Origin of the sequence: Butyrivibrio sp. (assembly GCF_015056685.1) — a bacterium.
GTDB lineage: Bacteria > Bacillota > Clostridia > Lachnospirales > Lachnospiraceae > Butyrivibrio.
In genome coordinates this window covers 1-25,267 of sequence record NZ_SVFW01000011.1, presented here as the reverse complement: position 1 = coordinate 25,267, position 25,267 = coordinate 1, and the positions used below count along the sequence as shown (strand labels likewise).

The 25,267-nt window shown below is 38.2% G+C and carries 25 protein-coding genes; all 25 read left to right on the top strand.

Annotated features, from left to right (window positions below):
* Positions 1 to 47: 47 nt before the first annotated feature.
* The 25 genes from E7303_RS05460 to rpmA all read left to right on the top strand — a co-directional run bounded on the left by E7303_RS05460 (position 48) and on the right by rpmA (position 25,244).
* On the top strand, positions 48 to 410 hold the full coding sequence (locus E7303_RS05460) for an Asp23/Gls24 family envelope stress response protein (RefSeq protein ID WP_022773971.1): 363 nt from the start codon (positions 48 to 50) through the stop codon (positions 408 to 410).
* A gap of 33 nt (positions 411 to 443) precedes the next feature.
* The gene (locus E7303_RS05455; protein ID WP_292144208.1) at positions 444 to 2,231 is read left to right on the top strand and encodes a DAK2 domain-containing protein; all 1,788 of its coding nucleotides are present in this window, start codon (positions 444 to 446) and stop codon (positions 2,229 to 2,231) included.
* Positions 2,232 to 2,298: 67 nt separating this feature from the next.
* Positions 2,299 to 4,368 (top strand): ATP-dependent DNA helicase RecG, encoded by a 2,070-nt coding sequence (recG, locus tag E7303_RS05450; protein WP_292144207.1) that lies wholly within the window; start codon positions 2,299 to 2,301, stop codon positions 4,366 to 4,368.
* 74 nt (positions 4,369 to 4,442) lie between these two features.
* On the top strand, positions 4,443 to 5,312 hold the full coding sequence (locus E7303_RS05445) for a DegV family protein (RefSeq protein ID WP_292144206.1): 870 nt from the start codon (positions 4,443 to 4,445) through the stop codon (positions 5,310 to 5,312).
* 46 nt (positions 5,313 to 5,358) lie between these two features.
* On the top strand, positions 5,359 to 7,281 hold the full coding sequence (locus tag E7303_RS05440) for a DNA gyrase/topoisomerase IV subunit B (RefSeq protein WP_292144205.1): 1,923 nt from the start codon (positions 5,359 to 5,361) through the stop codon (positions 7,279 to 7,281).
* 59 nt (positions 7,282 to 7,340) lie between these two features.
* Positions 7,341 to 9,539, top strand: a complete 2,199-nt coding sequence (locus E7303_RS05435; RefSeq protein ID WP_051142967.1) for a DNA gyrase/topoisomerase IV subunit A — start codon at positions 7,341 to 7,343, stop codon at positions 9,537 to 9,539.
* Positions 9,536 to 10,087, top strand: a complete 552-nt coding sequence (gene rsmD / locus E7303_RS05430; RefSeq protein ID WP_292144204.1) for a 16S rRNA (guanine(966)-N(2))-methyltransferase RsmD — start codon at positions 9,536 to 9,538, stop codon at positions 10,085 to 10,087. The genes E7303_RS05435 and rsmD overlap by 4 nt, the downstream gene beginning before the upstream one ends.
* Positions 10,088 to 10,089: 2 nt before the next feature.
* Positions 10,090 to 10,578, top strand: coding sequence for a pantetheine-phosphate adenylyltransferase (gene coaD, locus E7303_RS05425; RefSeq protein WP_103867921.1), 489 nt, complete (start codon positions 10,090 to 10,092; stop codon positions 10,576 to 10,578).
* Positions 10,579 to 10,596: 18 nt separating this feature from the next.
* A complete protein-coding gene (locus E7303_RS05420; RefSeq protein WP_292144203.1) occupies positions 10,597 to 11,301 on the top strand; it encodes an ATPase in 705 nt (234 codons plus the stop codon).
* Between the two features lie 85 nt (positions 11,302 to 11,386).
* Positions 11,387 to 12,448 (top strand): N-acetylmuramoyl-L-alanine amidase family protein, encoded by a 1,062-nt coding sequence (locus tag E7303_RS05415; protein WP_292144202.1) that lies wholly within the window; start codon positions 11,387 to 11,389, stop codon positions 12,446 to 12,448.
* A 12-nt stretch (positions 12,449 to 12,460) separates the two neighbouring features.
* Positions 12,461 to 13,192: a pseudouridine synthase gene (locus tag E7303_RS05410; protein ID WP_292144201.1), complete on the top strand. Its 732-nt coding sequence runs from the start codon at positions 12,461 to 12,463 to the stop codon at positions 13,190 to 13,192.
* A gap of 13 nt (positions 13,193 to 13,205) precedes the next feature.
* Positions 13,206 to 13,808 carry a hypothetical protein gene (locus E7303_RS05405; protein WP_292144200.1) on the top strand — a complete coding sequence of 201 codons (603 nt, stop codon included), beginning with the start codon at positions 13,206 to 13,208 and terminating at the stop codon, positions 13,806 to 13,808.
* 33 nt (positions 13,809 to 13,841) lie between these two features.
* Positions 13,842 to 14,807, top strand: a complete 966-nt coding sequence (locus tag E7303_RS05400) for an RluA family pseudouridine synthase (RefSeq protein WP_292144199.1) — start codon at positions 13,842 to 13,844, stop codon at positions 14,805 to 14,807.
* A 10-nt stretch (positions 14,808 to 14,817) separates the two neighbouring features.
* Positions 14,818 to 15,357, top strand: a complete 540-nt coding sequence (locus tag E7303_RS05395; RefSeq protein ID WP_292144198.1) for a Holliday junction resolvase RecU — start codon at positions 14,818 to 14,820, stop codon at positions 15,355 to 15,357.
* Between the two features lie 96 nt (positions 15,358 to 15,453).
* Positions 15,454 to 16,563: an ATP phosphoribosyltransferase regulatory subunit gene (gene hisZ, locus E7303_RS05390; protein WP_292144197.1), complete on the top strand. Its 1,110-nt coding sequence runs from the start codon at positions 15,454 to 15,456 to the stop codon at positions 16,561 to 16,563.
* An 11-nt stretch (positions 16,564 to 16,574) separates the two neighbouring features.
* Positions 16,575 to 17,210: an ATP phosphoribosyltransferase gene (hisG, locus tag E7303_RS05385; RefSeq protein WP_292144196.1), complete on the top strand. Its 636-nt coding sequence runs from the start codon at positions 16,575 to 16,577 to the stop codon at positions 17,208 to 17,210.
* A 3-nt stretch (positions 17,211 to 17,213) separates the two neighbouring features.
* Positions 17,214 to 18,512, top strand: coding sequence for a histidinol dehydrogenase (hisD, locus tag E7303_RS05380; RefSeq protein ID WP_292144195.1), 1,299 nt, complete (start codon positions 17,214 to 17,216; stop codon positions 18,510 to 18,512).
* A gap of 92 nt (positions 18,513 to 18,604) precedes the next feature.
* Positions 18,605 to 19,195, top strand: coding sequence for an imidazoleglycerol-phosphate dehydratase HisB (gene hisB / locus E7303_RS05375; protein ID WP_103867930.1), 591 nt, complete (start codon positions 18,605 to 18,607; stop codon positions 19,193 to 19,195).
* A gap of 1 nt (position 19,196) precedes the next feature.
* The gene (hisIE, locus tag E7303_RS05370) at positions 19,197 to 20,414 is read left to right on the top strand and encodes a bifunctional phosphoribosyl-AMP cyclohydrolase/phosphoribosyl-ATP diphosphatase HisIE (protein WP_292144194.1); all 1,218 of its coding nucleotides are present in this window, start codon (positions 19,197 to 19,199) and stop codon (positions 20,412 to 20,414) included.
* A 9-nt stretch (positions 20,415 to 20,423) separates the two neighbouring features.
* Complete coding sequence (locus tag E7303_RS05365; RefSeq protein ID WP_292144193.1) at positions 20,424 to 22,298, top strand: TIGR03960 family B12-binding radical SAM protein; 1,875 nt, start codon at positions 20,424 to 20,426, stop codon at positions 22,296 to 22,298.
* Positions 22,295 to 23,023 (top strand): TIGR03936 family radical SAM-associated protein, encoded by a 729-nt coding sequence (locus E7303_RS05360; RefSeq protein ID WP_292144192.1) that lies wholly within the window; start codon positions 22,295 to 22,297, stop codon positions 23,021 to 23,023. Before E7303_RS05365 ends, E7303_RS05360 begins: the two co-directional genes overlap by 4 nt.
* Positions 23,016 to 24,206, top strand: coding sequence for a ribonuclease E/G (locus tag E7303_RS05355; RefSeq protein ID WP_292144191.1), 1,191 nt, complete (start codon positions 23,016 to 23,018; stop codon positions 24,204 to 24,206). Before E7303_RS05360 ends, E7303_RS05355 begins: the two co-directional genes overlap by 8 nt.
* Positions 24,207 to 24,294: 88 nt before the next feature.
* The gene (gene rplU, locus E7303_RS05350) at positions 24,295 to 24,603 is read left to right on the top strand and encodes a 50S ribosomal protein L21 (RefSeq protein WP_022773999.1); all 309 of its coding nucleotides are present in this window, start codon (positions 24,295 to 24,297) and stop codon (positions 24,601 to 24,603) included.
* Between the two features lie 20 nt (positions 24,604 to 24,623).
* Positions 24,624 to 24,953 (top strand): ribosomal-processing cysteine protease Prp, encoded by a 330-nt coding sequence (locus E7303_RS05345; protein WP_022774000.1) that lies wholly within the window; start codon positions 24,624 to 24,626, stop codon positions 24,951 to 24,953.
* Positions 24,954 to 24,956: 3 nt separating this feature from the next.
* Positions 24,957 to 25,244, top strand: coding sequence for a 50S ribosomal protein L27 (gene rpmA, locus E7303_RS05340; RefSeq protein WP_022774002.1), 288 nt, complete (start codon positions 24,957 to 24,959; stop codon positions 25,242 to 25,244).
* The last annotated feature ends 23 nt before the right edge of the window (positions 25,245 to 25,267 follow it).

The window sequence follows — 25,267 nt, the reverse complement described above, 5'->3', positions numbered from 1 at the left end:
GTATGCGAAAACGGCGGTGATAGCACTGCCTGTTAAGGAGGAATTATATGAAAGCTTCTGTGGTAAACACACACATGGGAAATATTTCTATTGATAATGAAGTAATTGCCCAGTATGCTGGTGCAGTCGCAATGGAATGCTTTGGAATTGTTGGAATGGCCAATGTAAATGTCAAGGATGGTCTTGTTAGCCTTCTTAAGCTTGATTCCATGACAAGAGGTATAAATGTAACGCTTGATGATAACAACAAGCTTAAACTTGACTTTCATGTTATAGTAGCTTATGGAGTTAGTATCTCAGCAGTATCTGATAACCTTATCGACACTGTTAAATATAAAGTAGAGGAATTTACCGGGCTCGAAATCGAGAAGATTAATATCTACATCGAAGGCGTCCGTGTTATAGATTAATTGGCTCGATTGAGTTCTAGGAGGAATTAAGTTTTGAGTAATAATGTAATTGACGCTAAGCTGTTGTCAAAAATGTTTTTAGCTGGTGCCAAGAATCTTGAGGCAAAAAAGGAATGGATAAACGAACTTAACGTATTCCCTGTTCCCGATGGAGATACAGGCACAAATATGACAATGACTATCATGTCAGCAGCTAAAGAGGTTTCAGGTCTTGGCGATAGCAGCGACATGACATCAATTTGTAAGGCTATTTCATCTGGGTCCCTTCGTGGCGCCAGAGGTAACTCCGGAGTTATTCTTTCACAGCTCCTTAGAGGATTTACCAAAGTTGTTAAAGAGCATGATGAAGTTAATGTAGAGATTCTTTCAGCTGCTTTCGATAAGGCTGTTGAGACTGCTTATAAGGCTGTTATGAAGCCTAAGGAAGGAACAATCCTTACTGTTGCCAAGGGTGCAGCTGAAAAGGCTCATGAACTTGCAGTAGAGGGAACAGATGATATCGAGTATTTCTGCAGCGAAGTTATCAAGTACGCTGATGAAGTACTTGCCAAGACACCTGATATGCTTCCTGTTCTTAAGCAGGCTGGTGTTGTAGACTCTGGCGGACAGGGCCTTATGCAGGTTCTTAAGGGTGCTCTTGATGGCTATCTTGGAAAAGAGATCGATCTTTCAATAAATGAAGAAGCTATGACACCTGGTGCAAAGGCTGGTGCGGCTGGCAAGGAAGTTGAAGAAGCTGATATTAAATTTGGTTATTGTACAGAGTTTATTGTTCTTTTGTCTAAACCTCTTAATATCAAGCAGGAGATAGACTTTAAGTCTTTCCTTGAATCCATTGGTGACAGCATTGTAATGGTGGCTGATGACGAGATTTGTAAAGTTCACGTACATTCCAATGATCCTGGTCTTGCTATTCAGAGAGCTCTTATGTATGGTCAGCTTTCAAATATGAAGATTGACAACATGAGAATGGAACACAGAGAGAAACTCTTCCATGAAAATAATGATGGTTCCTGGGCTGAGATCAAGACTGAGATAAATGGAGCTGCTGAGCTTACACCAACATATTTACCCGGAGATGATATTCCTCTTGGTGACAAGGTTGAACTTGATGATACAAAGGAAGAAGAAATACCTGAGATGCCTCACAAGGAAGTTGGCTTTGTTACAGTATGTGCAGGTGATGGCCTTGCAGAAATCTTCAGAGGACTTGGAGTTGATTACGTCATTGAAGGCGGACAGACAATGAATCCAAGTACAGCAGATATTATGGATGCTGTTGAAAAGGTTAATGCTGACACTGTAATAGTACTTCCTAACAACAAGAATATTATTCTTGCAGCTAATCAGGCAGCTATTATGGCAGAAGATTCAGATGATGGTAAGAAGATCGTAGTTGTTCCATCAAAGACTGTTCCTCAGGGTGTAACTGCAATCATTAACTATGTACCTGATGTAGCACTTGAAGATAATATAGCAGCTATGAAAGAAGCTCTTTCAACTGTTAATACCGGTGAAGTAACATATGCTGTCAGAGACACAGTTATCGATGATGTACAGATCAAACAGGGCGATTACATGGGAATCGGTGATTCAGGAATCCTTTCAGTAGGAGCTGAAATTGCTGATGTAACATATAACATGCTCGATAAGATGATGAATGACGATCTTGAACTCATCAGTGTTTACTATGGTGATGAAGTTGATGAGAAGGATGCTGAGAACTTAAAGAACAAGATCAGTGAGAAGTATCCACAGTGTGATGTAGAACTTCAGTATGGCGGACAGCCAATATATTACTACATAGTTTCTGCAGAATAATTTATAGATTAACTATAAGCCAGGCTTAGTTTGCCTGGCTTTAATTTTCTTTATTGCGAGGTGTGTTTTGGGGAGCAGAGAACTTGAAGAAAAGGTTATAAATTTAAAGGGTATCGGGGAGAAAACAGCAAAGCTTTTTGAAAAATGTGGCGTTTATACCTGTGGCGACCTGATCAGGTACTATCCAAGGGCCTATGATATTTATGGGAATATTTTAAATGCCTGCGATATGAAGCCCGGTGAAATAAACGCATGTAAACTGACTATTATAGGAAGCATTGTTAAAAGAAGAGTCAGAAACCTTTCTATTATTGCTTTTGAGGCTGCTGATCAAACCGCAAGGGTTAAAATGACCTATTTTAACGCTCCTTACCTTGCAAGCGTGTTAAAGCTCGGAACAACTCATGTATTTAGAGGAATGGTTCAGAAAAAAGGCAATTTCCTATCCATGGATCAGCCTAAAATGTATAAGCTTGACGAATATATGGCGCTTATGGGTCAGATGCAGCCAAGGTATCCTCTTGTTAAAGGGCTTACTAACAACATAGTCATTAAGGCAATGCACGAGGCTTTTAAAAATGCAGGAAGATTTGAAGAATATTTACCTGATGATTTAATAAAAAGCCATGGCCTAACAAGCTATAGTGAAGCTGTTGTGGGCATACATTTTCCTTCGGATGCGAAAGCACTGGAAAAGTCCAGAAGGAGACTAGCTTATGATGAGTTTTTACTTTTTGTGCTTAAGTTAAGGCTATTAAAAAAGTCTCAGGAAGTTATCAAGAATTCATATCCAATGATCGACGTAGCCGACACACAAAGGCTTTTGGAAAGGCTTCCTTATAAGCTTACAAATGCTCAGATGAAGGCTTGGGAGGATATTAGATCCGACCTTGGCGGCGAAACAGTTATGAACAGGCTTATACAGGGAGATGTAGGCTCCGGAAAAACAATTATTTCTTTGCTGGCTCTTTTAACTACAGCTGCAAATGGCTATCAGGGCGCATTAATGGCTCCTACTGAAGTTCTGGCTGCCCAGCATTATGAGAGTTTTAAAGAGATTATTAAAAAATATGACCTAAAGACTTTAAAACCGGTTCTTTTAACAGGAGCTCTTTCTGCTAAAGAGAAAAAAGAGGCACAAAGACTCATAAGTGAAGGCGAAGTTAACTGCATTATCGGAACAAATGCCCTTATTCAGGAAAAGGTGAATTATAAAAATCTTGCCCTGGTTGTTACTGATGAACAGCACAGATTCGGAGTTCGTCAGAGAGAATCTTTAGCAGGCAAAGGTGATAAGGTTCATGTTTTACTAATGAGTGCAACTCCAATACCCAGAACACTTGCGATAATTCTTTATGGAGATCTGCATATTTCTATAGTTAATGAACTTCCCGGTGGAAGAAAGCCTATAAAGAACTGTGTTGTTGGAACTGATTACCGACCTACAGCTTATAAGTTCATTAAAAGCCAGGTAGAAGCGGGACATCAGGCTTATGTAATTTGTCCGATGATTGAAGAGGGCGAACTTGATAATGTTGAAAATGTTACCGATTATACCGAAAAGCTAAGGGCGGCATTGCCTTCAGATATACGGGTTGACATGCTCCACGGAAAAATGAAGCCGGCTGAAAAAGACAAGATAATGGATGCTTTTGCAAGGAAAGATATCGATGTTTTAGTTTCCACAACTGTTATAGAGGTTGGCATAAATGTTCCAAATGCCACGGTTATGATGATTGAAAATGCTGAGCGATTCGGGCTTTCGCAGCTCCATCAGCTTCGCGGAAGAGTAGGAAGAGGTGATGCTCAGTCATATTGCATATTCCTTAATACTTCCGAGTCAAAAGAAGCCAAAGAAAGACTTGATATCATGAATAAATCCAATGATGGATTTAAGATTGCGGAGGAAGATTTAAGGCAAAGAGGCCCGGGTGACCTTTTTGGTGTTCGCCAAAGCGGTGACCTTAATTTCCGTGTTGGAGATATATACCACGACAGCGATCTTGTTAAAGAATCAGCTATGGATGCAGATAGGATTTTGGCAAATGATCCTGATCTTATATTGCCACAACATAGTGTATTAAAAGAATTGCTCAGCACAAAATCGGCAAATTCGGTTGACTTTGCCACATTATAAAAGTAATATTATTCTAGTGTAATAGTATGAAAATAGGAGGATTATCGGCTTTTTGTCGGTAGAATATCTATATTATGTCTAAGATTGCAGTTGTTACAGATAGTAATAGTGGTGTAACTCAAAGTCAGGCCAAGGAATTAGGGCTTTTTGTTGTTCCTATGCCATTTATGATAAATGATGAAGATTTTTATGAAGATATAAATCTTACTCAGGAACAATTTTATACCAAACTTGGCGAAGATGCTGCTGTTTCAACAAGTCAGCCGACTCCTGATTCACTTATGACTCTGTGGGATAAGGTTTTACAGGATTATGACCAGATCATATATATTCCTATGAGCAGCGGCCTTTCCGGCTCCTGCCAGAGCGCATATATGATCGCACAGGAAGAATATGAGGGCAAGGTTTTCGTAGTAGATAACCAGAGAATATCTGTAACTCAAAGACAGTCTGCTCTTGATGCACTTGAAATGGCAAAAGCAGGTTTATCAGCAGAAGAAATCGTCAAAAAGCTTATGGATACAAAATTCGAATCCAGTATCTATATTATGCTTGATACTCTTTATTATCTTAAAAAGGGTGGAAGGATCACACCGGCTGCAGCTGCACTTGGAACACTCCTTCGCTTAAAACCTGTACTTCAGATCCAGGGTGAAAAGCTTGACGCATTTGCAAAAGCACGTACAACAAATCAGGGTAAGAACATAATGATAAATGCCATAAAGGCTGATATCGAAAATAGATTCGGTGGTATGGATGCAAGAGATTTTCATATTGCATGTGCTTATACCAAGGATTTAGAAGCTGCTACGGCTTGGAAAAAAGAAGTAGAAGAGGCCTTTCCTGGATTTGATATCCATATGGATCCGCTTTCTTTGTCAGTTGCCTGTCACATTGGTCCCGGGGCTTTGGCAGTAACTGTTACCAGAAAATTACATTTTTAATTTGAATTTATATTATTTAGAAAAAAGTTTTGAAAAGGGGTTTTGAATGGCTGCATACGAACAATATGACGCTTCGAGTATTACTGTTTTAGAGGGCCTTGAGGCTGTTAGAAAGCGTCCTGGTATGTATATTGGCAGTGTTTCTACAAGAGGTCTTAATCATCTTGTTTATGAAATTGTAGATAACGCTGTCGATGAACATCTTGCAGGTTTCTGCACAAAAATCCACGTTACATTAGAGGCTGATGGTTCAGCTACAATTGAAGATAACGGTAGAGGTATTCCTGTGGGAATGCACGCTAAGGGCATTACTGCTGAGCGTGTCGTTCTTACTATGCTTCACGCCGGTGGTAAATTTGATAATAATGCGTACAAGACCAGTGGTGGTCTTCATGGTGTTGGTTCATCCGTTGTAAACGCTTTGTCTACAAGGATGAGCGTCAGAATTAAAAAGGATGGCTATATTTATGAAGATAGTTATGAGAGAGGTATTCCCACAACTAAGCTTGAAAATGGCCTTTTAGTTCCTGTTGGAACAACAAAAGAAAACGGAACAACAATAAACTTCCTGCCGGATGACACTATTTTTGAAAAAACAAGATTTAAAGAAGATGATATAAAGTCAAGACTTCACGAGACTGCTTATCTTAACCCTTCTCTTACAATTGTTTTTCAGGATAAGCGCCCTGGTGTAGAGGAGTATGTTGAGTTCCATGAGCCGGACGGAATCACCGGATTTATCAAGGATATGAACAAGTCAAAAGAGACTGTTCATGACGTTATATCTTTTAGCGGTGAAAGCGAAGGCGTAGAGGTTGAAGTAGCATTTCAGTATGTAAATGAATTCCATGAAGAAGTTCTTGGATTCTGTAATAATATCTATAACGCTGAAGGTGGTACTCATCTTACGGGCTTTAAGACAATGTTTACCAATGTCATAAACCAGTATGCCAGAGAGCTCAACATATTAAAGGATAAGGACAACAACTTTACAGGCACCGATGTAAGAAACGGTATGACTGCTGTTGTTTCTATTAAGCATCCAGATCCAAGATTTGAAGGACAGACTAAGACAAAGCTTGATAATCAGGACGCTGCGAAGATTGTTTCCAAGATCACAGGCGAAGAAGTTACAAGATACTTTGACAGAAATCTTGAGACTTTGAAGGCAATCATCGGTTGTGCCGAGAAAGCTGCCAAGATAAGGAAAACAGAAGAAAAAGCAAAGACTAATATGCTTACAAAGCAGAAGTATTCCTTTGACTCAAATGGTAAACTTGCCAACTGTATCAGCAAGGATGCTTCTAAATGTGAGATATTCATCGTTGAGGGAGATTCTGCCGGTGGCAGCGCTAAAATGGCCAGAGACAGAAACTTCCAGGCAATACTTCCTATCCGAGGGAAAATACTTAACGTTGAAAAAGCAAGTATTGATAAGGTCTTGGCTAATGCTGAGATCAAGACAATGATCAATGCCTTTGGATGTGGCTTTTCTGAAGGTTATGGCAATGACTTTGATATAAACAAGTTACGATATGACAAGATCATTATCATGGCCGATGCCGATGTTGATGGTGAGCATATTTCAACACTTCTTTTGACATTGTTCTATAGATTCATGCCTGAGCTTATTTTCCAGGGACATGTTTATATAGCTATGCCACCTCTTTATAAGGCTATGCCGGCCCGTGGAAAAGAGGAATATCTCTATGATGACAGTGCTCTTGCCAAATACAGGAATACTCATAAAGGCTCTTTTACACTCCAGAGATACAAAGGTCTTGGTGAGATGGATCCTGCTCAGCTTTGGGAGACTACACTTGATCCTGAAAAGAGATTATTAAAGCTTGTTGAGATTGAAGATGCCAAGATGGCCTCTCAGATGACAGAACTTCTTATGGGTATTGATGTACCTCCAAGACGTGATTTTATACATCAGCACGCAACTGATGCAGAATTAGATATTTAAGGTTTGTTAGGGGAATAACAGTGGAAGATAGAATTATTAGAACTGAATACTCTGAAGTTATGCAGAAGTCTTTCATAGATTATGCCATGAGTGTCATAATCGCAAGAGCTCTTCCTGATATAAGGGATGGACTTAAGCCTGTTCAGAGAAGAACTTTATACGATATGTATGAACTGGGTATAAGATATGACAGACCATACAGAAAAAGTGCCAGAATTGTCGGCGATACCATGGGTAAATATCATCCTCACGGTGATAGCTCAATTTATGACTGTCTTGTCGTAATGACACAGGACTTCAAAAAGATGATCCCTCTTGTAGATGGTCACGGTAACTTTGGTAACATCGAGGGTGATGGCGCAGCTGCAATGCGTTACACAGAGGCCAGACTTTCAAAGGTTACTCAGGAAAACTTTCTTCAGGATCTTGATAAGGATGTAGTAGATTTTTTACCAAACTTTGATGAAACTGAAAGAGAGCCATCAGTTCTTCCTGTAAAGATACCGAATTTTCTTATAAATGGTTCTGAAGGTATTGCGGTAGGTATGGCAACAAGCACACCTCCTCATAACCTTGCAGAAGTAATAGATGCTGAAATAGCTTATATTCAGGATGATTCTTTAACTACAAAGGATCTCATGAAATATATAAAAGGACCTGATTTTCCTACCGGTGGCGTTGTAATCAATAAGGATGAACTTAGAAACATCTATGAGACCGGTTCAGGTAAGATCAAGATCAGAGGTAAGGTTGAGACTGAAAAGGGCAAAAATGGCCACATAAATCTTGTTATTACAGAGATTCCTTACACAATGATCGGTGCCGGTATCGGTAAGTTCATGGCTGATGTAGCTGAACTTGCTGAAAAGAAGATCACAAATGACATTGTTGATATCTCTAACCAGTCCTCAAAAGAGGGTATCAGAATTGTAATTGAGCTTAAAAAAGATACAGATGTAGAGAACTTTACAAATCTTCTCTACAAAAAGACTAAGCTTGAAGATACTTTTGGCGTAAATATGCTTGCTATTGATAACGGCAGGCCTGAAACCATGTCTCTTAAGGAAATCATGAGAGCATGTGCTGACTTCCAGTTTGAAGTAGCAACCAGAAAGTATACAACTCTTCTTAAAAAAGAGCAGGAAAAGAAGGAAATTCAGGAAGGCCTCATCAAAGCCTGCAATGTAATTGACCTTGTTATTGAGATCTTAAGAGGCTCTAAAGATAGAAGCATGGCCAAGAACTGCCTTGTTAATGGAGAGACTGAAGGAATTAATTTCAAATCAAGAGAGTCTAAAGCAATGGCTTCTCAGCTTATGTTTACTGAAGCACAGGCTGATGCAATCCTTGAAATGAGACTTTATAAACTTATTGGACTTGAACTTGATGCACTTATTAAAGAGCATGAAGAGACAGTGGCCAACATTTTCAAGTATGAAGATATCCTTGAAAGCCATGAGTCTATGTCACTTGTTATACAAAATGATCTTAATAAGATCAAAAAAGAGTATCAGGCTCCAAGAAAGACAATAATCGATAACAGAGAAACCGCTGTATACGAAGAAAAGCCTGTAGAAGAAACAGATGTGGCATTTATCATGGACAGATTCGGATATGCAAAGACCATAGATGCCAACACATACGAAAAAAATAAAGAGACAATCCAGGCAGAATTCAAGTTCTCATTTATCATGAAAAACACTGGTAAGGTCTGCTTCTTCACAAATGCAGGAAATCTGCATACTGTAAAGGCGATGGATCTTCCTCAGGGTAAAATGAGAGACAAGGGAATTCCTATTGATAATGTCAGCAATTTTGACACTTCCAAGGAGACTATCGTCCTTGCTGCCAGCCAGTCTGAGCTTAATCTCTACAGACTTGTATTTACTACAAAACAGGCTATGATGAAGATAGTTGATGGCGGCGAATTTGATGTATCAAAGAGAACAGTTGCTGCTACAAAGCTTATGGATGGCGACGAAGTTGTAAATGTTGAAGTCATTCACACACAGAAAACTGTAATCCTTAGATCTAACGATGGCTATTTCCTGCGTTTCTATGTTGAAACGATTCCGGAGAAAAAGAAGGCTGCTGTTGGTGTCAGAGGAATGAGACTTGGAAAGAATGACTATATCAGGGATGTATATTATCTCAACGATATGGAAGAAAAGATGATCGAGCATAACGATAAAGAGCTTCAGCTTGGACATCTCAAAGTTACAAGCAGAGATACTAAGGGAACAAAGGTGAGATTATGAGAGTAATTGCAGGTTCAGCTAGAAGATTACGATTAATAACTCCTGAAGGAAATGACACAAGGCCTACACAGGACAGAATTAAAGAGACACTTTTCAACATGATACAGAATCAGGTTCCTGGCGCTGTATTTGTTGATCTTTTTTCCGGAAGCGGTGGAATTGGAATTGAAGCCCTCTCAAGAGGAGCTAAAAAGGCTTATTTTATTGAGAATGCCAATTCTGCATACAAATGCATCATGGAAAATTTGAGAACAACTCATTTTGAAGATGTTTCAACTGTTCTTAAACAGGACGTAGTATTAGGCCTTAGGAATATTCATGAGAAAGAGGTTGATATTATCTTTATCGACCCTCCTTATCATGAGGACCTTTATGAGAGAACATTGTCTCAGTTATCCAATATGGACTATGTAACTCCAAATACCATGATCATTGTAGAAAGTGCTCTCGATATGGATTTCTCTTTTGCAAATGATTATGGCTTTGAAGTAAGAAGAGAAAAGGAATACAAAACAAATAAACATGTATTTCTTTATAGAAAGGAGTAACTGTGAAAGTTGCAGTATATCCCGGAAGTTTCGATCCAGTTACTTACGGACATTTAGATATAATAAAGCGTGCATCACAGATGTTTGATAAAGTTATAGTGGCTGTCATGTGCAATTCCGCTAAAACTCCATTGTTTACGCTTGATGAACGTGTTAAAATGATAAGAGAGTCAGTAAGTGGCCTAAATAACGTATATGTTGAGTCTTTTAGTGGCCTTCTTATAGACTATTGTAAAAAAGAGAATATTCATATTGTTATTCGTGGCCTTAGAGCTATTACCGATTTTGAGTATGAGCTTCAGATCGCGCAGACCAATAAGGAACTCTCTCACAATGAAGTTGATACTGTTTTCTTAACAACTTCACTTCAGTATTCTTACCTTAGCAGCTCGGTTGTAAAAGAAGTTGCAAGCTATAACGGCGATATTACTCCATGTGTTCCGGATTTTGTCGCTGACACATTATATAAAAAGTATGGGTTCAGAAAATAAGTCAGGGGGAATTAAAAAATGACTAGCAGAATTGAACAGTTGATTGACGAGATAGAGACATATATCGACAACTGTAAACCTCAGCCTTTATCACAGACTAAGATAATTGTTAACAAAGAGGAAATTGACGAGCTCCTTCGAGAACTCAGAAGCAAAACACCAGAGGAAATCAAAAAGTATCAGAAAATCATCAGCAACAAAGAAGCTATTTTAAATGATGCAAGGAAAAAGGCTGAAGAGATCGTAAATCAGGCAACAATCAAGACTAATCAGCTTATAAATGAACATGAGATCATGCAGCAGGCATACGCTCAGGCCAATGAAGTCGTATCACAGGCTGCAATGCAGGCAAAAGAGATCCTTGATAATGCAATGATCGAAGCCAATAATATGAAGGGTGCTGCAGTTCAGTATACAGACCAGCTTTTGGCAGGAGTTGAGGATGTCATCGCACAGTCGATCGATGCCACAAGCAAAAACAATGATGAGATCATAGATGCTGTTAAGCAGCATAGTCTTGAGATCGTTAAATCAGTTTCACAGAGCAATGATAGCATTCTTTCAGCTCTTACACAGTACAGTGAAGTTATAAAATCAAACAGAGCTGATCTTAAACAGCCTGAGGTTTCCGGAGATGCCGGATATACAGCTCAGGATGCAGTAGCCGGTGAAGCTGGTGATTCCGCTTCATCTGAAGCGATCAACCTTGATATGCTTAACTGATAGAACATTATAAGCTGCCGCTTTTTTGCGACAGCTTATTTATATCATAGGAATTTGCATTGCATCATACATGTGGGGGGATTTTATGAAAAAAAGCATTATTTCTTTTGTTTTAACTATTGTAATTCTTTTGGGGCTTTTAGGGGCAACTATGCCTATAAAAGCAGAAGCTGCCTCAGCATCTAAGAATGTTGTTATAGTGATCGATCCGGGCCATGGCGGAACCGGAGAAAGAAATCTTGGTGCGCAGTATAACGGATTTTCTGAAAAAGAGATGACAATGCAGGTAGCAACTGCAATGAAGGAAGAGCTTGAAAAGTATGATAATGTAACAGTATACCTGACAAGAACAACTGATACTTTTATATCACTTGAGGATCGTGCAGCTACTGCCCAGAGTTTAAAAGCAGATTTTATGTACAGCATCCATTTCAATGCTTCTTTGGAACATAATTTTTATGGTTCCGAGATATGGACATCAGCTTTTGGCTCTTTTTACAAAAAGGGTACTGAGTTTGGGCAGATTATGTCTGATGAGCTTGGAAATCTTGGACTTTACCAGAAAGGTGTAAAGACAAAAATTGGCAAAACAGGCAAAGACTATTATGGAATAATAAGGCAGAGCGTAGCAAGAGACATTCCTTGCGTAATTATTGAGCACGCCTACCTTGATCACGGTTATGATCTGCCATTTCTTAATACTTCCGGATTCCTAAAGACACTTGGAGTAACAGATGCAACTGCAGTAGCCAAGTATTTTAAGCTTACTTCCAAGACTACAGGAGCTGACTATTCCAATTATAGTTTCAAAACTGTCAGCATGCCTAAAACTCGTTTAAGTCAGGATTTCACAGAGCCGGATTACTGCAAGGTTTCCTGTGTTTCTTTTGACAGTAACAGCAGAAACGCTCTTATAGAGATGAGTACAAAGGACAGCCAGTCACCGGTAATTTATTATTCCTATAGTTATGATGGTGGCAAAACCTTCTCAATATTGCAGATGTGGGACAGAACAAAGGAGACACAGTCCTTTAATGTGAATATTCCAAAGGGCGTTGTATCACCTACTATTGTATGCAGAGCATATAATAATTATGAACTTTACAAGGAAAGTGAACCTGTTTTGGTTACAGGGTATACCAATTAAAGAGAGAAGAAATTGAGATTAGATAAATTTTTGGGCGACCACAATGTTGGTACCCGCAAACAAATAAAAGAATATGTTAAAAACGGAAGATGTTCAGTAAATGGAACTCCCGTTAAAAAGGCTGACATTCATATTGATGAGAATGCTGATGTAATTGCCTTTGATGGTATCGAACTTACATTTAGTAAATTCCATTATTACATGCTTTATAAGCCTGATGGAGTAGTATCAGCCACAACTGATGGGAGAAATAAAACAGTCCTTGATCTACTTAAAGATGAAAATGTAAAAGGCTTAAATCCTGCAGGCCGTCTTGATATTGATACTGTTGGACTACTTCTTTTGACAGACGACGGCGGTCTTATTCACAGGCTTCTTTCTCCTAAAAAACATGTAGATAAAACCTATGAAGTTCATCTTGAAAAAGAGCTAAGCGACGAGGATATAAGTGAGCTTGAAAGTGGCGTAGATATAGGCGATAAAAAAGATAATGGCGATCCGTATCTTACCATGCAAGCACGGGTCATAAGGAAAGAAAATGACGACAAGGGCAATCCTGTTGTTCATCTTATTATCCATGAGGGACGTTTCCATCAGGTAAAAAGAATGATGGAAGCTGTTGGAAATAAGGTTGTTTTCTTAAAAAGAGTTACATTTGGGCCGCTCTTTCTTGATGAAACTCTTTTACCAGGTCAGTACAGACCACTTACAGAAAATGAATTAAAAGAACTTGGAGTAGAATAACACAGGTAATATTATGAAACGTGTAGATAAAGGTGAATTTGGTTATATTGAATACAGAAAAAAGGTAGCAATCATAAGAACCGCTATATGCCTTGCAATTGTTCTTATTGTATTTTTTACAGGATTATTTATATATCACAGTCAGAAGAGTATATTTAGTATTATTGCTGCAGTTCTTTGTCTTCCAACAGGATGGAGCGGTGTAAACCTGATCATGTTCCTGAAAGCCAAAAGCTGCTCACTTAAGGATTATAAGAAGATTGAAGATAATAAGGGTGGTCTTTTGATCCATTATGATCATATAATCACATCCTATGACAAAAACTTCTATATCGCAGCTTCTACAGTACTTGATAAGAATATATGTGCTCTGGCAGCTGATAAAGACATGGAAGAATCAGACTGTGAGAAGCATATTAAGAAGATGATGGCAGGAAGCGGGTATTCAAGTTACAGCATTAAAGTATTTACAGATACAGATAAATTCTGTGACAGGCTCCTTCAGCTTGATAAACTTCGCGAAGAAAAGAAGATTGATCCCGTTGCCATTGAAGAATCATGGGAAGTTGGAACTGTTCAGACCCCTGCAGCAGTTCTTTTGTCCATATCTCTATGATTTTTGTTTATATAAAGGTTCTATAAGAAAAGAATGAAAGAAATAGTTATTGATAAAAATCAGGAAAGCAAAAGACTTGATAGCTTTCTAAAGGCTTATCTGTCTGAAGCAACCGGCAGTTTTATTTATAAGATGCTGCGAAAAAAGAATATTACATTAAATGACAAGAAAGCAGACGGGAAAGAAAAGCTTAAAGTCGGAGATTCTATAAAGATTTACTTTTCAGATGAGACATTTGCTAAGTTTGTAGGAAAGAAAAACTCGCCCGTAAATGAGAAAAAAAGTTCATCCTACGAGAAGCTTTCAGTTGAAATAGTTTATGAAGATGACAATGTAATATTTGTAAATAAGCCTGCAGGTCTTTTGTCCCAAAAAGCTGATAAAGATGATATAAGCCTCAATGACTGGCTTATCTATTATCTTTTAAATAAAGGCTCAGTTACACAGGAGAGTCTTTTAACCTATAAGCCATCCATATGTAACCGCCTTGACAGGAATACATCAGGTCTTGTTATCTGCGCTAAGTCTTTATCCGGCGCAAGAGAAATGAACCAAATGCTAAAAGACAGGACTCTTGATAAATTCTACAGGACGCTTGTATCCGGAAGGATCACAGACAGTATAAGACTTAAGGGCTATCTTTATAAGGATGAAGCCAAAAACAAAGTCTTTATAAAAGAAAATGATCCTAAAGATGACAGATATTCATATATCGAAACTGAATATAAGCCTTTGGAATACTATGAAAAATCTGATCTTACCATGCTTGAAGTTAAGCTCATAACAGGTAAGCCCCATCAGATAAGGGCTCATTTATCAAGCATTGGCCATCCGCTTATTGGAGATATTAAATATGGCGGCAAGAAATATAATGGTATAAATTATCAGCTGCTACACAGCTATAGGATTCATTTCCCGGATAATATGTCCGGAGAACTTGAATATCTCTCGGGGAGAGAATTTATTGCAAAACTGCCTTCTGTGTTTGAGGGTATCTAGGGGGAGAAACATGCCAACTTGGAAATCAAGGGGACTTAGAGGTTCCACATTAGAGGAACTTATAAACAGGTCCAATGAAAGGTATCAGGAACTTGGCCTTGCGCTTATTCAGAAAATTCCTACACCTATCACACCCATTAACATTGATAAACAGACCAGGCACATCACACTGGCATATTTTGACCAGAAAAGTACAGTCGATTATATAGGAGTTGTTCAGGGCATTCCTGTTTGTTTTGATGCAAAGGAATGCGCTACAACTACTTTTGCCTTAGAGAACATTCATCCTCATCAGGTTGCATTTATGCAGGATTTTGAAAAGCAGGATGGTGTTGCTTTCTTTTTGATATATTTTACAAGTCTAAACGAGTTCTATTATTTACCCTATAGAAAATTAAAAGAATTTTGGGAAAGAGCTGAGAATGGCGGCAGAAAGAGCTTTCGCCACGATGAGCTCGATATTTCCTATACAATACATTCACCCGGTGAATCCGGCATTTTGATCCCTTTTCTTGATACTATCCAAAAAGATTTAGAGGGAAGGGAATAAATAATTGACATAAGTTAATATTGGATGTTAAACTCTTTACTATATTAGCATACTATCAGAGTAGCACTGTACCACGCGAAAGTGAAAAGAGGTATTATGAGCAAAGTTCTGTTACATACTCCTGATGGAGTAAGGGATATCTATGGTGAAGAATGTAGTGACAAGAAAATAATTGCCGAGAAAATCCATGGCAAGATGAAGAGCTTTGGGTATCAGGACATTGATACACCTACATTTGAGTATTTTGATGTGTTCGCAGAGGAAATCAATACTACTGATGCAAAAGAGCTCTATAAGTTTTTCGACAAAGAAGGAAATACTCTTGTTCTTCGTCCTGACTTCACACCATCCATTGCAAGATGCGCTTCAAAAGTTCTGCTTGAAAACGGTACTCCTGTAAGAGTTTGTTATGAGGGAAAAACCTTCTTAAACACCTCTAATCTGCAGGGAAAACTAAAAGAGAATTACAACATCGGTGTAGAGCTTATGAATGATGATTCTGTAATGGCTGACGCTGAAATGATAGCTCTTTTGGTAAGTTGTCTTAAGAGCGCAGGGCTTAGCGATTTTCAGATAAGTGTCGGTGATGCCGGATTTTATAAGGGCCTTTGCATTGAAGCCGGTATCGATAAGGAAACAGAAGCGGCAATAAGAGAGCAGATCACTTCTAAAAACTATTTTGCAGCAGAAAGTCTTATGAACGAGCGAAACATAGATTCAAAGTACATTGACCAGATCCTTAAGGTTTCTGAATTTATAGGCTCTGATGATGCTCTTGAAAGGGCAGAAAACATCGCCAATAACGAAATGTCACTAAACGCTGTTAAGAGGCTAAAAAAGCTCTATAAAGTGCTTACAAGCTATGGTGTTCAGAAATATATTTCTTTTGACCTTAGTGTCCTTAGTAAGTTTAATTACTACACAGGCGTGATATTTAGTGCCTACACCTACGGCGCTCCTGATGCTATAGCAAAGGGCGGACGATACGACAATCTTCTTGGAAAATACGGAAAAGATGCGCCTGCCATAGGATTTGTGATCATACTTGATGACCTTATTTCTGCTTGTAAAAGACAGGGCATAGAATTCGAACATGAAGCATCTGCCATATCCGTTACTTATAACGAAGATAATTTTGATGATGCTCTAAAAAAAGCAACAGACCTTAGACAGCAGGGCAAAAATGTTTGTCTTTTGCATGAATAAATGGAGGCATTATGAGATATTTGACCTTTGCCCTTGGGAAGGGGAGACTTGTAGACAGCACAATGGAAATACTAAACAAATGCGGTATTACCTGTGATGAGATCTTAGATAAAAAGACAAGAAAGCTTATTTTTACAAATGAAGAACTAAAACTGAAATTCTTTTTGGCAAAAGGCCCTGACGTGCCAACTTACGTAGAATATGGTGCTGCTGATATAGGAATTGTTGGCGCTGATACCATAATGGAAGAAAAAAGAAGGGTTTATGAAGTGCTTGACCTGGGCTTTGGAAAATGCAGGATGTGTGTATGCGGACCTGCAGAAGCCAAAAAACTCCTTGAACACAGGGAACTTATCAGAGTAGCAAGCAAATACCCTGAGATCGCCAAGGATTATTTCTTTAATCAAAAACATCAGACTGTTGACATCATAAAGCTTAACGGCTCTGTGGAGCTAGGACCTATAGTAAATTTAAGTGACGTCATAGTTGATATCGTTGAGACAGGCTCAACACTTAGAGAGAACGGACTTGAAGTACTTGAGGAAATCTGTCCTCTATCTGCAAGAATGATCGTCAATCAGGTCAGCATGCAGATGGAAACTGAAAGAATAAGAAAGCTTATAAATGACATAAAGGAGAATCTCTAATATATGCGCACAGTAAAACTTACCAAAGAAACAAAAGATGAGCTTTTAGGAAATCTTTTAAAAAGAAATCCCGGAAACTATACAGAATACGAAAATACAGTAAATGAGATCATCAATAATGTGAGAGAAAACGGCGATAAAGCTCTTTTTGACTACACGCTTAAGTTTGATAGATTTGCTGTAAATGAAAAGACTATAAAAGTTACAAGAAAAGAGATAGAAGAAGCTTATAAAGAGCTTTCAGATGACTTTGTGGAAGTCATGAAAAAGAGCGCTGAAAATATCAGAGTTTTCCATGAAAAGCAAAAGAGAAATACCTGGATCGATACAAAAGAAGACGGAAGCATACTTGGCCAGAGAATCCTTCCTATCGAGATCTCAGGCGTATATGTTCCCGGCGGTAAAGCTGCTTACCCGTCAAGCGTTCTCATGAATGTAGTTCCGGCAAAAGTTGCCGGAGTTGAAAGAATTGTAATGTGCACACCACCTTCAAAGGATGGTAAAGTAAATGCCGGAACCCTTGTTGCAGCAGATATAGCAGGTGTTACTGAAATTTATAAAGTTGGCGGAGCGCAGGCAATCGCGGCTATGGCTTTTGGTACAGCTTCAGTTCCAAAGGTAGATAAAATAACAGGACCTGGAAATATATTTGTAGCATTGGCTAAGAAAGCATGCTTTGGACACGTTTCAATTGATTCGATCGCAGGACCAAGCGAGATCCTGGTTTTGACTGATGAAACTGCCAATCCAAGATATGTAGCAGCAGATCTTTTATCACAGGCTGAGCACGATGAGCTTGCAAGCAGCATACTTATCACAACATCTCAGGATATTGCAGATAAAGTGTCAAAAGAAATTGATGAGTTCTTAAAAACGCTTTCAAGGTCTGAGATCATCAAAAAATCTTTAGAAAACTATGGCTATATCTTTGTAGCAGATAATATGGATGATGCAATAGATGCTGCAAATGCAGTTGCATCAGAGCACCTTGAGATAATTACCAAAAATCCATTTGAGACTATGACCAAGATTAAAAATGCAGGTGCTATTTTCCTTGGAGAATATTCTTCAGAGCCGCTTGGAGACTACTTTGCAGGTCCTAACCACATCTTACCTACAAATAGGACAGCAAGATTTTTCTCACCGCTTTCTGTTGATGACTTCGTAAAAAAGACAAGTATCATTTCATATTCACAGGAAGGTTTATATAAAGTCCACAAGGATATCGAACTATTTGCAAAAGAGGAAGGCCTTACAGCACATGCAAATTCAATTGCAGTAAGGTTCGAAAATTGCAAGTAAACTTTCTAAAATAATTGTTAAATGCAAGATTAATAAATTGTTTATAATTAAATAGCAATATTTAGTTAACATAACGCAAGGAGCCACAAATTATGGGAGAAAGAATTGCAAGTGTTATCAGGAAGACAAAAGAAACTGATATCAGCGTAAAGCTTAATATTGACGGTACAGGCAAGGCTGACATTGAAACCGGGATTGGATTTTTTGATCATATGCTTGAAGCTTTTGCAAAACATGGTCTTTTTGATCTGGAAGTAAAAGTGAAGGGCGACCTCAATGTTGACGGGCATCACACTGTAGAAGATACCGGAATTGTCCTTGGACAGGCCCTTTTACAGGCTATAGGAGATAAAAAAGGTATCAGACGTTATGGAAGTGAAATTCTTCCAATGGACGAATCCCTTGTTTTGGCCGCTGTAGATCTTTGCGGAAGACCATATTTTGTAATGGATGCAGCATTTACATCTCCCATGGTTGGTGACTTTGATACACAGCTTGTGAATGAGTTCTTTTACGCAGTTTCATACTCTGCAATGATGAACATTCACCTGAGAGTTTTGACCGGCAGCAACGACCACCACAAGATCGAAGCAATGTTTAAAGCTTTTGCAAAAGCTGTAGATACAGCAACTATGGTTGATCCAAGAATAACAGACGTTTTAAGTACTAAAGGAGCTTTATAATATGTCAAAAATAAGAAAGCTTATTCCATGTATCTATCTTTATGACGAAAAGGCTGTAAAAGGCGTATCAGATAAAACTGTATTATGTGACGATCCACTGGAGCTTGTTAAGATTTACAATGAGAAGGGCGTCAATTCAATTTTTCTTTATGATCTTTCAAGAGGAATGGGCGATGAAGCCCATGAAAAGGCCCTTGATATGATAAAGGCAATATGTAAAAAAGCTGACGGAAATGTAATAGGCGCCGGAAATATCAAGCGCATGGAAGATGTAAAAAAACTTCTCTACGCAGGATGTTCAAAGGTTGCCGTTAATCTTTCAGAGCAGAGTGAAATTGAAAGCCTTGCCGAAAGCTCAGAGAAATTTGGCAAAGAAAAAATATATGCAATATTCTCTGATGATGCGCAGACTAAAGCAAATAAAGAACTCGTTGAGAAATATACAACTGAACTTATATATTTTCCAAAATCAGTTAAGGATCTTGCTTCATCTGACATAGACTTTACAATATCCTACGTTATTGATGACTATGAAAAGAGCCTTGATGAATATAAAAAAGCTCTGGACAATGATAATTTTGAGCTTTTTGCCCTTAAGGGAGCTCTTTCGTGGGATGATCTTAAAAAGAATTCAGATGGCATGGTTCCTGTAATTGTTCAGGATTATAAAACTGATCAGGTTCTTATGCTGGCATATATGAACGAAGAAGCTTATAATAAAACTCTCGAGACAGGAAAAATGACATATTTTAGCCGTAGTCGAAATGAGTTATGGATTAAAGGAGAGACAAGCTCACATTATCAGTTTGTTAAGGCTTTGTATGCTGATTGTGACAAGGATACGATTCTTGCAAGCGTTAAGCAGATCGGTGCAGCCTGCCATACAGGAAGCTATTCATGCTTTTTCAATGAAATAGCCAAAACTGACTATGATAAAAAGAATCCTCAAAAAGTCCTGGATGAAGTATTTGATGTAATAAAAGACAGAAAAGTAAATCCAAGACAGGGATCTTATACAAATTATCTTTTTGATAAGGGCATTGATAAGATTCTTAAAAAAGTGGGCGAGGAAGCTACAGAGATTGTAATTGCCGCAAAAAATCCAAATGATAATGAAATAGTTTACGAAATGTCTGATTTCCTGTATCATATGATGGTCCTCATGGCTGAAAAAAATGTTAGCTGGGAGGATATAACTGACGAGTTGTCAAGAAGATAAGGAAAAAGTATGAACGAAAACTTAGCTCTAAGCGATGAGACTTTGCTTGATCTTGAGAAACCCGAGAGATACATAGGCAATGAGGTTAACAGCGTCTATAAAGACAAAAACGCTGTCGATATCAGATTTGCCATGTGTTTCCCTGATGTTTATGAGATTGGCATGTCTCATCTTGGAATTCAAATTCTTTACGGAATGTTTAATTCCTATGAAGATGTATGGTGTGAGAGAGTCTATTCTCCATGGGTAGACGCTGACAAAGTCTTCAGGGAAAAGGACATTCCTCTTTTTGCGTTGGAATCACAGGATGAGATCAGAAAATTTGATTTCCTTGGATTTACCATCCAGTATGAAATGTGTTATACAAACATTTTGCAGATACTGGATCTTTCAAAGATACCTCTTCTCGCAAAAGACAGAGACTGGGACTATCCTATAGTGATCGGTGGTGGCCCATGTACTTATAATCCGGAACCTATAACGGATTTTTTTGATATGTTCTATATAGGTGAAGGCGAAACAAAATACAGAGAGATCTTTGACCTCTATAAAAAGTCAAGGAAAGAGGGTATATCACGTCAGGAATTCTTGAGAAGATGTTCTCATATTTCCGGTATTTATGTGCCTTCTCTTTATGATGTCAAATACAAGGAAGACGGTACTATTCTTTCAATGACGCCTTGTTATGAAGACGTACCTGCACAGATAAATAAAGAGATGTGTCTTGATGTATCAAACCAGTTCTATCCAACAAAACCTGTTGTTCCATACATCAAGATAACCCAGGACAGGGTAGTTTTGGAAATTATGCGCGGATGCATAAGAGGCTGCAGATTCTGTCAGGCCGGTCAGCTCTATAAACCTCTTCGTGAAAAAGACGTTGACCACCTAAAAGAACTTGCTCTTGAAGCATTAAAAAACACCGGTTATGAAGAAATATCCCTAAGTTCCTTAAGTTCAAGTGATTATTCAAAACTTCCTGAACTTATAGACTTTTTGATTAAAAACTGTAACGAGAAGAAAGTAAATATTTCACTTCCTTCCCTTAGAATTGATGCATTCTCTCTTGATGTTATGAGTAAAGTTCAGGATGTTAAAAAGAGCAGTCTTACATTTGCTCCTGAAGCCGGAACCCAGAGAATGCGTAATGTTATAAATAAGGGCCTTACAGAGGAAGATATTTTAAGAGGATCTCACGAAGCATTCCTCGGCGGATGGAATAAAGTTAAGCTCTATTTCATGCTGGGACTTCCAACAGAAACAGATGAAGATATACTTGGAATCGGTGATATCTGTAATAAGGTCGCTGTTGAGTATTTTGAGACAGTGCCAAAAGAAAACAGAAATGGAAGAACAATTGATATTGTAGCAAGTACATCATTCTTTGTTCCAAAGCCATTTACACCTTTCCAGTGGGCACCAATGAATACCAAGGAAGAGTTCCTTGATAAAGCAAATAAGACTAGAAAAGGCATTATGTCCCAGCTTAACCAGAAACATATCAAGTACAACTGGCATGAAGCTGATGCAAGTATGATGGAAGGCGTACTTGCAAGGGGTGACAGAAGGCTTAATGAAGTAATCTTGAAGGCATATAAAAAAGGCTGTGTTTTCGATGCCTGGGGTGAATATTTTAAATTTGACACCTGGATGGAAGTCTTTGATGAGTGCAATATTAATCCATTTTTCTACACTACAAGAGAACGTGCTGAAGATGAGATTTTCCCTTGGGATATCATAAACTGTGGAGTTTCAAAGGCATTTCTTTTACGTGAATGGAAGACTGCCCTTGAAAATAAGCCTTCATCTAACTGCAGACTTTCCTGCCTTGGCTGCGGAGCTGCATCTTACGGCGTAGGTGTTTGCACGGAGGGCAGAGCATGAATAAATTACGTGTAAAATTTACCAAACATGGTCCTATTAAATTTGTAGGACACTTGGATGTAATGAGATACTTCCAGAAAGCTATAAGACGAGCTGAAATTGATATAAAGTACTCTGAAGGTTTTAGTCCTCATCAGCTGCTTTCTTTTGCTCAGCCCCTTAGTGTTGGTGTTACAAGCGACGGAGAGTATCTTGATATGACAGTTAACAGCATGGTATCAGTAACAGATGTTATGGACAGATTAAATGCTGTTATGAATGAAGGAATCAAGATCATAGCTGTAGAAGAACTTGACGAGACTTCAGTTAAAGCCATGACAGACGTCTATGCAGCAAGATATATCGCTAAATTCAGAGAGACCTCAAAGCCTGATTTTGACTGGATTTCTGAATTTGAAAAATACCTTTCAAAAGATATGCTTCCTGCAACAAAAAAGACCAAAAGCGGCTTTAAAGAAATCGATATGAAGCCTATGATATTCGATTATAAGATTGATACAGAAAAGCAGGAAGTTATGCTTCTTTTAAGCATGAGCAGCGCTACCACATTGAAACCGGCTCTTTTATTCGAGGGATTTTTCAAAAGCCTTGATAGAGAGTTCTCAGTATCAATGCTTTCACTACACAGAATCGATATCTACAAGCTTGTTGAAAAAGATAACAAGAAATACATTGAACCTTTTATTGTAACAGACAATTCAGAGAGGTTTTATCTAAATGGCTGAAATTGTTATTTCAAAGTACCTTGATACACCGCTTGTTACAGCATTTATTGATAATAAACTGGAGTTTTTGGAATTCATAAGGGCTAGAGAGCTTCATAATATTTATCTTGGAAGAGTTGATCATATTGTAAAAAATATTGATGCAGCTTTTGTAAGATATAAAGATGATGAGATTGGTTATCTGCCTTTAAAGAGCATCCTCCCTGTCTGCGTTATTAACAGAAAGCTTGAAGCTAAAGATTCCATAAAAGCCGGGGATGAAGTAATAGTTCAGGTTGAGGTTGAAAAGATAAAGACCAAAAAGCCAAAACTAACTACCTATTTATCTTTGTCGGGAAAGTACACTGTTCTAACACTTGGAAGAAAAGGCGTCGGAGCATCTTTAAAGCTCGATGACAAAATTAGAAAAACTCTTATCGATGATGTGAAGGAAGATTTCAATAGATTATCTTTTAACAGCTCTGCAGATTTTCAGAACACTTCTTTTGGAATTATTGTCAGAACAAATGCAGCTGATATTGATAGTGACAGGAATAAGGCTATATTAGATGATGCATCTGAATGTATAAAACTGATGTCTCAGGTTCTTTCTTTGGGAACAATCAGAACTGACGGTAGTCTTTTGTACTCAAAAGAACAGGCACTTTATGCTGAGAACGATGATATAACTCTTCCTTATATTGATAAAGCAAAAGCTTTTCTTAGAACTAAAGGCATCACAGATCCTGTTATTATTACTGACACCGGAATACACGGAATAAATTCAAAGATTCAGGATTTAAGAGGCAACAGGGTATGGCTCAAAAGTGGCGCTTACCTCATAATCGAGCAGCTTGAGAGCTTTAATGCCATTGATGTTAACACCGGAAAAGCTATTTCAGGTAAAAAAGATATATCCAAAAAGGTTAATATCGAAGCTGCACAGGAAGTAATGAGGCAGATAAGACTGCGAAACCTTACAGGCATGATTCTCATTGATTTCATCAACATGAAAGATGATGAAGATTATGATGAGCTTATTGAACTTGTTAAGAAGCTAGCACGCCAGGATTATATACATACTGAATTTATAGATGTTACAGGCCTTGGTATTATGGAATTAACAAGAAATAAAAACGATAAATCATTAAAAGAAATATTGCTTGATGTTGAAAAAGCTGTTGACATTAGTAAACATCAATGATAATATACTATGGTATGCCGCATAACTAGGCAGAAGTGGGTTTATCCCCGCCAAAGTTAGCGAGTTTTTTTGAAGAAGGAGGTAACTTATGTACGCAATTATTGTAACTGGTGGAAAGCAGTACAAAGTTTCCGAGGGCGATGAAATCAGAGTAGAGAAGCTTGATGTAGAGCCTGGAAAAGAAGTAACATTTGATAATGTTATTGCAGTAAACGATGACAAGACTCTTAAGGTTGCTGGCGATGTTAGCGGAGCTAAGGTTAGCGCTACAGTTGTTGAGCAGGGCCGTGGTAAGAAGGTTGTTGTTTACAAGTACAAGAGAAAGACTGGATACCATAAGAAAAATGGTCACAGACAGCCATTCACACTTGTTAAGATTGAAAAAATCTCTATGTAATTATTAACAATTGGAATAATATGACTACTATTACAATTACCAAGACGTCCAGCGATAAATACAGATCGATTGAATGCAATGGTCATGCAGGCTTTGCTGATTATGGCAACGATATTGTGTGCGCTGCAGTTTCAGTTTTGACAATCAATCTTATCAATTCCATTGATAATTTCACCGAGGATGAGATAAGTGTTGTTCAGGATGAAGACAAAGGACTTATAAAGCTTAGTTTTAAGGATGAACCAAGTAATGATTCAGATTTATTATTAAGATCTTTTGAACTTGGTGTAGACAGCATATTCCAACAGTATGGAAAGAAATTTCTGAACATTAAATTTAGGAGGGAATAAGTCATGATGAATATGAACCTTCAATTTTTTGCTCACAAGAAGGGTGTTGGATCTACTAAGAACGGTAGAGACTCAGAGTCAAAGAGACTTGGAGCAAAAAGAGCTGACGGACAATTCGTAAAGGCCGGTAATATTTTATACAGACAGCGTGGAACACACATTCATCCTGGTGTAAATGTAGGAATCGGTAGCGATGATACATTATACGCACTTGTTGATGGTGTTCTTAGATTTGAGCGCAAGGGCAGAGATAAAAAGCAGGCTAGCGTTCATCCTGTAGAGAATAAGTAATTTGCTTAAACGGGCTTCAAACA